Below are 4,892 nucleotides of genomic sequence, written 5' to 3' on the forward strand. Positions count from 1 at the left end.
CGACCTCCGATCGTCCACCGCTCGGGAAGGTTCCCGCCGGGCTCGCCACGCCGCGTCCTCACGCCTCCCCGTCCTGCCGGGGCTGTCTCGCGGGACGCCGAGAAGGCAGTGCCCGGCCTCGCGGAGAACGGTTCACCGGGCGGATGCGGCGTGGTCACGGTCCTCGTCGGAGGCATGCGGTGTCCCCCAGGTTCTCACCCGAGCCGGTCGCGATCAACCCGCTCGGCGGCGGCATTGCGGTCGGCGTCGGCCGCGGTCTGCGCCGGCCTGAAACCCGCGCGTGCCCGCAGCCCGGAGAGGATGCGGGCCATCGTCAGGGGAATCGGCCGGACTGACGGCGGGTGAGCGGGCGTTCATCGCGGGAGCGGTACGGCTGTCTCCGGCGGCCGAGCTCCTGATCCAGGACGGCCCGCGCGACGCGGACGAGCGGGACCAGTTGCTGGCCGAGAACGCCTCCGCCTTCGGGCAGGACAGCGGCGCCGAACTCGCGCGGGCGCAGTGGCAGGAAGACCTCGCCGACAGCGTCATGGCGGCCGGATCGGATTCTGCCAGCGGACCGCGCGGGGGGCGGGGGAGGATGGCGGCGGCACTCAGAGGGGCCGGGAGGGTCACCTCTGGCGGCCCCGGGAAAGCCCGAAGCGTGCCAGTGGGCCGAGGAGTTCTCGTTCTTCGTAGGCGAAGTGGGACAGGACGGTGTCGGTGAGCAGGTCGACCGCCGCGGTGATGGGGACGTAGTCGCCCGGGTTGCGGGCGAGGTGGACCAGAGCGCGGTCCACGTCCGTCAGCAGGGAGTGGATGGTGCGATGTTCTTCGTCCAGCCGGTCGAGGACTGCCTGGAGATTCCGCTGGCTCCGCCGCAGATGCGGGAAGATGCTGCGGTCTTCCAGTCGATGGTGCTCGGTGAGCGAGCGGCACTGGGCACGGCAGACCTCGCTGAACGCGCCGTCGGCGGTGCCGAGGGCCATGGTGTTCAGCCGGCCGCGGGCCTGGGAGATGGAGGCGCCGCCCTGTTTCACCTTCCGCAGGAGGTCCCGGAGCTGTGTCAGCTCACGCCGGTAGTGGTCGTGTACGTCGATCAGACGGCGGGCCTCGTCGCGCCCCCGGCGGTTGACTCCAGCGTCCCGGGCCGGCTCCGGGGCGGCGGGACGGCTTGACTCCTTCAGCACTCTTTTCGTGCTGTGGCGCCGCTTTGGTGCTGGTGTCGGCGTGAGGCCGGCCTGGCGTGGCGGCTGGCCTTTGGCGGACGGTTTGCGTCTGCCGCCGCCGGCGGTTCTTCTGCTCATCTGTTTCCTCACACGGGGGTGGCCAAGGGGGCTTCCCGGCCGGAGCGCGGGGGCCCGCGCCCATGGGCCGGGTCGGCCGCGCTTCAGCGGTGTCGTGGGCGGTCTACGGTTTCCGGTCACAGCGCCTGGGGGCGTCCGAGGAGCTGCTCGTTGAAGGGCTGGATGTCGTGGTCGACCATGCTGATGTCGAGTTCTATGTCGACGGCGGCGCCGACGAAGATCTGGGCTCCGGGCAGCGGGGGCAGTCCCGAGACGCCGAAGTCGCGGCGGTCGATGGTGGCGTGTCCGGTGAATCCCAGCCTGCGGCCTCCGGTGAAGGGGTAGACGTCCTGTCCGAGGAAGTGTCCGGTGAGGGTCAGGGGGCGGGTGATGCCCGTGACCGTGAGGTCGCCGTCCAGTTCCCAGTGGTCGTCCGCGCGGCGGACCCGGTGGCCGCGGAACTCCATTACCGGGTGGCGGTCGGTGTCGAGGAACTCCGGGGAGCGCAGGTGGCGGTCGCGAGCCGGGACGCCGGTGTCGACGGTCGCTGTGGCGATCCGTAGCTCGGCGGTCGTCTCCTCGACGGGGTCGGTGATGCGGACGGTGCCCTCGGCGTCGGTGAATCGGCCGCGGACCCGGACGAAGCCCAGGTGGCGGGCGACGAAGCCGATGGTGGAATGCACGGGGTCGATGTGCCAGGTTCCGGCGGGCGGGGTGAGCGGTTCCTGGCCGGTGGGCCGGGTGCGGGTTGTGGTGGTGTTCACGACTGCTGGGATCCCTCGGAGGTGGTGGTACGGATGTGGGGTGCCACGTGCTCGGCGAAGCGGGCGGCCTGGGTCTCGCTGTCTGCGTTGACGGGCCAGAAGACGAAGGAGTCGAATCCGAGTTCTTCGCGGTAGCGCAGCAGGGTGTCCACCCAGAAGCGCGGGGGGCCGACGACGCCCTGGCCTTCGGATGCGGGAGCGGTGTCACCGGTGATGGTGCCCATGACGTTGTAGATCCGCTGGATGGTCTTGGGGTCGCGGCCGGCGGCCGTGGCGGCTTCGTCGATCACGCGCTGCATGCCCGGGATGCGCTCCGGGGGTGCGTAGCTGTTGGTCGGCAGCCAGCCGTCGCCGAGTCGGCCGGTGATCCGGAGCATGCGGGGGCCGTACGAGCCCACCATGATCGGTACGGGCTGGGGCGGGAACGGCCCGGGGTGCGCCCCTTGGAGGCTGTGGTATTCGCCGTTGAATCGGGCGGACCGCTGGGTGGGGTCGTTCATGGCCTTCATGACCAGCATGGCTTCTTCGAAGGCGCTGGTGGCCTGGCCCTGGGTGTAGTGGGGTCCGCCGTAGGCGGCGACGGCTGGAGGGGCCGCTCCCGCGCCGACTCCCAGGGCGATCCGGCCTCCGCTGAGGATGCTCAGGGTGTTGGCGGCCTTGATCAGGGGTGCGGGCGGTCGGAGCACGGTGTTGGCGACGTTGGGCATGAGCGTCAGGCGCCGTGTGGAGGCCGTCAGGGTGCTGATCAGGGTCCAGGCGTCCAGGAATTCCGGGTGGTAGAGGTGGTCCTGGATGCCTGCGAAGTCCAGTCCGCCTTCGTCCGCCAGCCGTGCGAGACGTAGGGCCGAGGCCGCTCCGGTGGCGGAGGGGTCGATGTTGATTCCGACGGAGCCGGTGGGGATTGCCATGGTCTCTCTCCGGTGTCTGGCGCCGGTCCGTGTGAGGCGGGCGGGCGCGGAGTAAAGTGTCTTCCGTTGCAACTATTGATGCGGCAGATATATTTCCGGGGGTGGTGATCATCGAGGGAGGAGGCGGTATGGAGGACAGGGCTCTGGGTGCCTGGACTGATTTCGTTCTTGCGTACGGCCAGATCATGCAGGCCATGGAACGGGAGATGAGTCAGAGCGTGGGACTGACGCTGTCGCAGTACGACGTGCTGCTGCGGCTCGCGGAGTCGGCGGAGGGCCGGATGCGGATGACCGACCTGGCCGACGCCGTCGTCTACAGCACCGGCGGGCTGACGCGCCTGCTGGAGCGGATGGACAAGGCCGGACTGGTCGAGCGGCAGCACTCCGCCGAGGACCGGCGCGTCGTGCACGCCGTGCTCACCGACCAGGGCCTTCGTCGGCTGGCCGAAGCGTCGACGGTGCACCTCGACGGGATCGAGCGCCATTTCGCCCAGTACCTCGCCCCCGGCGAGGCGGAGCCGGTCAGCAGCTTCCTGCACCGTATCCATGACGCCGCTCGGGCGGAGAGGAACGGCCGGCCACGGCGATCCCGGTCGTAGCGCGCGGCACGTCGGTCAGTCCCACCGGTGGCGGGGGCTGGGCGCGACTGGGCGCGGCCTGCCCGGTCAGACGGTGGCGGAGGAGTTCGCTGATGTCCCGCAGCTGGTCCAGCTGCTCGTGGGTGAGGTGGTCCAGCAGGCGGGACTGCGCGCAGTCCGCGTGCCAGGGGGCGGCTTCCTCCAGTGCGTGCTGTCCGGTCCCGGTGAGCTGGGCGAGGTGGACGCGGCGGTCTGTCGGGCTGGTCAGGCGCTGGACCCAGCCACGCTGTTCGAGCCGGTCGGTGAGGTGGGAGAGCCTGCTGGTGGACACCCCGGTGCGCCGGGCGAGTTCCGTCATCTTCATCTGGCGGCCGGGGGTTTCGAAGAGCCAGGCCAGAACCTCGTAGTGGATCTGCGACATGCCGCTCTCACGGCGCAGTTCCTGCCCCAGCTGTTCGGAGAGCAGGCGTGCGGCGGTCAGGAAGGCACGCATGGTCCGCTGTGCGTCGTGGTCGAGCCGGTCGGGTGCGGTGGCCATGGTGAGCTCCTGGGGTGGATGCCGGGTTCGGGGAATGGGGTCGCGGCGGCGGCCCGTCATGGGCTCAGAGGTGGCTGACGGCCTCCTCGTAATCGAGGCGGGGCAGTCGCTGGAACCAGGGGTTGTCGCCGGGCTTGCCGATGTTGACCACCAGGAACGACTTCAGGCGGCCGTCGGGGAAGAACTCCTCGTCAACGCCGTCGGAGTCGAACCCGCCGAGCGGGCCCGCGGCGAGGCCGGCGGCACGGACGGAGAGCAGGAAGTAGCCCGAACTCGGCCTCCCGGCGGCCGCCGCTGGTATGCGGCGGCCGCCGTCACCACAGATAACCGGGGCAAGGGCTCAAAGTCGGCGTGCGGCCGACACCTCGGCCTTGTCGCTGTCGGTCTCAGACCTTGCCGTGGCCGGAGACGGGACCGCCGACGGCCTGCGCGTAGTAGTCGAGCACCTGGCCCCAGTTGCCGAAGTACTTCTTGGCGACGGCCGTTGCGCCGGCGTAGGTGGCGGGGCGGCCCCAGTCGCGCTGGAATTCACCGAGGACCACCTGGGTGGTGAGGGGGACGGCGCCCTTGGCGACCATACGGTCCATGGCGCGGTCGTGAGCCTCCAAGGTGGCACCACCTGAGGCGTCGGCGACGACGAAGACCTCGCGGCCCTCCTCCAGGGCGGAGACGGCGGGGAAGGCGACGCACATCTCGGTCCACAGGCCGGCGATGACGATCTGACGGCGGCCGGTGGCGAGCACCGCCTCCTTCAGCTTGGGGTCCTCCCAGGCGTTGATCCAGGTGCGGTCGATGATTTCCTGGTCGGGGAAGACCTCCTTCAGTCCCGGGATGAGGTCGCC

General features: G+C 70.4%; 6 protein-coding genes. 1 reads left to right on the forward strand and 5 read right to left on the reverse strand.

The genetic code is table 11. The annotated features are described in order from the left end of the window. Nucleotides 1–608: 608 nt before the first annotated feature. The 3 genes from ACWDO5_RS35155 to ACWDO5_RS35165 all read right to left on the reverse strand — a co-directional run bounded on the left by ACWDO5_RS35155 (nucleotide 609) and on the right by ACWDO5_RS35165 (nucleotide 2,934). Nucleotides 609–1,166, reverse strand: a complete 558-nt coding sequence (locus tag ACWDO5_RS35155) for a hemerythrin domain-containing protein (protein ID WP_450534596.1) — start codon at nucleotides 1,164–1,166, stop codon at nucleotides 609–611. 233 nt (nucleotides 1,167–1,399) lie between these two features. Then, nucleotides 1,400–2,026 carry a YceI family protein gene (locus ACWDO5_RS35160; RefSeq protein ID WP_450534597.1) on the reverse strand — a complete coding sequence of 209 codons (627 nt, stop codon included), beginning with the start codon at nucleotides 2,024–2,026 and terminating at the stop codon, nucleotides 1,400–1,402. Continuing rightward, on the reverse strand, nucleotides 2,023–2,934 hold the full coding sequence (locus ACWDO5_RS35165) for an LLM class flavin-dependent oxidoreductase (RefSeq protein WP_450534598.1): 912 nt from the start codon (nucleotides 2,932–2,934) through the stop codon (nucleotides 2,023–2,025). Before ACWDO5_RS35165 ends, ACWDO5_RS35160 begins: the two co-directional genes overlap by 4 nt. A gap of 128 nt (nucleotides 2,935–3,062) precedes the next feature. Here ACWDO5_RS35165 and ACWDO5_RS35170 point away from each other — a divergent pair, with 128 nt between their 5' ends. Then, complete coding sequence (locus ACWDO5_RS35170) at nucleotides 3,063–3,533, forward strand: MarR family winged helix-turn-helix transcriptional regulator (RefSeq protein WP_450534599.1); 471 nt, start codon at nucleotides 3,063–3,065, stop codon at nucleotides 3,531–3,533. Here the strand turns inward: ACWDO5_RS35170 and ACWDO5_RS35175 are convergent. Both ACWDO5_RS35175 and ACWDO5_RS35180 read right to left on the reverse strand, forming a co-directional pair. Beyond that, entirely contained in the window at nucleotides 3,457–4,050 is a 594-nt protein-coding gene (locus ACWDO5_RS35175; RefSeq protein ID WP_450534600.1) for a MarR family winged helix-turn-helix transcriptional regulator, read from the reverse strand. The genes ACWDO5_RS35170 and ACWDO5_RS35175 overlap by 77 nt on opposite strands. Nucleotides 4,051–4,436: 386 nt before the next feature. Continuing rightward, nucleotides 4,437–4,892 (reverse strand): isochorismatase family protein (locus ACWDO5_RS35180; RefSeq protein WP_450534601.1); only part of this gene is annotated, 456 nt, incomplete at its 5' end.

The organism is Streptomyces sp. NPDC000880 (assembly GCF_053599675.1).

What these genes read in the sequence shown, in the direction of transcription:
- ACWDO5_RS35175 (WP_450534600.1), bottom strand. Translation starts at nt 4,050, where the DNA reads ATGGCCACCGCACCCGACCGGCTCGACCACGACGCACAGCGGACCATG.
- ACWDO5_RS35165 (WP_450534598.1), bottom strand. Translation starts at nt 2,934, where the DNA reads ATGGCAATCCCCACCGGCTCCGTCGGAATCAACATCGACCCCTCCGCC.
- ACWDO5_RS35170 (WP_450534599.1), top strand. Translation starts at nt 3,063, where the DNA reads ATGGAGGACAGGGCTCTGGGTGCCTGGACTGATTTCGTTCTTGCGTAC.